Annotated in this window: 2 protein-coding genes; both read left to right on the plus strand. The window is 62.1% G+C overall.

The features are described from left to right. On the plus strand, positions 1 to 361 hold a 361-nt coding region (locus tag HX846_RS15085), incomplete at its 5' end, for a hypothetical protein (RefSeq protein WP_178965640.1). Between the two features lie 184 nt (positions 362 to 545). Then, positions 546 to 1,547, plus strand: a 1,002-nt coding sequence (locus HX846_RS15090) for a methyl-accepting chemotaxis protein (protein ID WP_178965641.1), incomplete at its 3' end; no start/stop codon positions are given.

Here is a 1,547-nt window from a genome sequence, read left to right on the forward strand (position 1 = left end):
TGAGCCCGCCAGCGTCCAGGCGCTGCCGCGCGAGCAGCAATGGCCACTGGTGCGCTACGACTTCAAGAAAAACGTCGAAGTCGCCGGTGCGCCATTGCCGCTACCTGCCACGCCCGCACCACCCCTCAGCCTCGAACAACGCCTGCGGCGCAAAGGCGACTATCTGCTTCAGCGCACCCTGGACGATGGGTTGGAGATGGTCCATAAAAACCGCGACGGCGTACTGGTCCACACCGCGTTGCAGCAGGATGCCAGGGGGCACTTCGTCAATCGCTGGAACCTGGATGACCGCCGTTTCAGCAGCAGGGAAGCGTTGATCGACATCATCACCACCAGCAAAAGAATGCGCCAAGTCCACTGATCCTCGCACCGCCCTCTGCATGAGGGCGGTGCGACCGCTCGTCGCTCACGCTCCATAAATCCTGCCCTCACGAAAAAACCGTTTCAGCTCTCGCCAGGGCTGCCGATACCTCCTGACTACCCATCGGCTGGTCGCTACTTCCAGCAACCGGATGTACCCGCAAATCTGTTCCTGGAGGAATGCGATGAATAGTTGGTTCGGCAACATCAGCGTCAATATGAAACTGGGCCTGGGCTTCGGCCTGGTACTGGTCCTCACCTCGATCCTCGCGCTCACCGGCTGGACCAGCCTGGGCGGCCTGATCGACCGCAGCAACTGGATGAGCGACATCACCCAGCTCAACGCTTCGCTGACCAAGTTGCGCATCGTGCGCCTGCAATACATGTTGGCCAACGGCGACGAAGCCGTGGCGCAAAACGTGCAGACCAACCTCGACGGTTTTGTCGCCCAGCAACAGAAGCTGCTGGACAGCTTCAAGAGCCCGGACAACCTCAAGCTGCTCAATGAGCAAAAAGCGATCATCACCGCTTACCAGCAGTCCTTGAACAAAATGCGCGAGGCCTACCGCAACGGTAACGCCGCGCGCCAGGTCATGGGCGACAAGGCTGACATCGCCAATGCGCAGATCAGTGCCCTGGACGCCAGCGTGCGCCAGATGCCCGAGAGCACCGAGCGCTTTGCCCAGTTCGAGGCCGTGACCAGCGCCAAGGAACAGTTCCAGTTGGCCCGCTACGAAGTGCGCGGCTACACCGGCAACGTCAACGCCGAGACTGAAGCCCGCGCTGCCGCGCAGATCGAGAAAGCCATCGACGGTCTGAAAGGCCTGCACGCAGCGTTTGGCGCCAGCCAACAGCCTGCACTGACAGCCCTGGAAACCGCTCTCGGCGCCTATCGCAGCGCGGTGCAGAACTACAAGGCGGCCAACGCCAACATCGTCTCGGCCCGGGCAGAAATGACCACCCAGGGCACCGACATTGTCACCATCAGCGACAAGCTGTACGACATCCAGCTGCAACGCCGCGACGCCGAAAGCGCCCAGGCCCGCAGCCTGCAACTGATCAGCACATTGCTGGCCTTGCTGGTGGGCATCGTGGCGGCCGTGATCATCACCCGCCAGATCACCCGCCCACTGCGCGAGACCCTCGCCGTGGTGGAGCGCATCGCTTCCGGCGACCTGAGCCACAAC

It is taken from the genome of Pseudomonas sp. K5002 (assembly GCF_013386655.1).
Lineage (GTDB): Bacteria > Pseudomonadota > Gammaproteobacteria > Pseudomonadales > Pseudomonadaceae > Aquipseudomonas.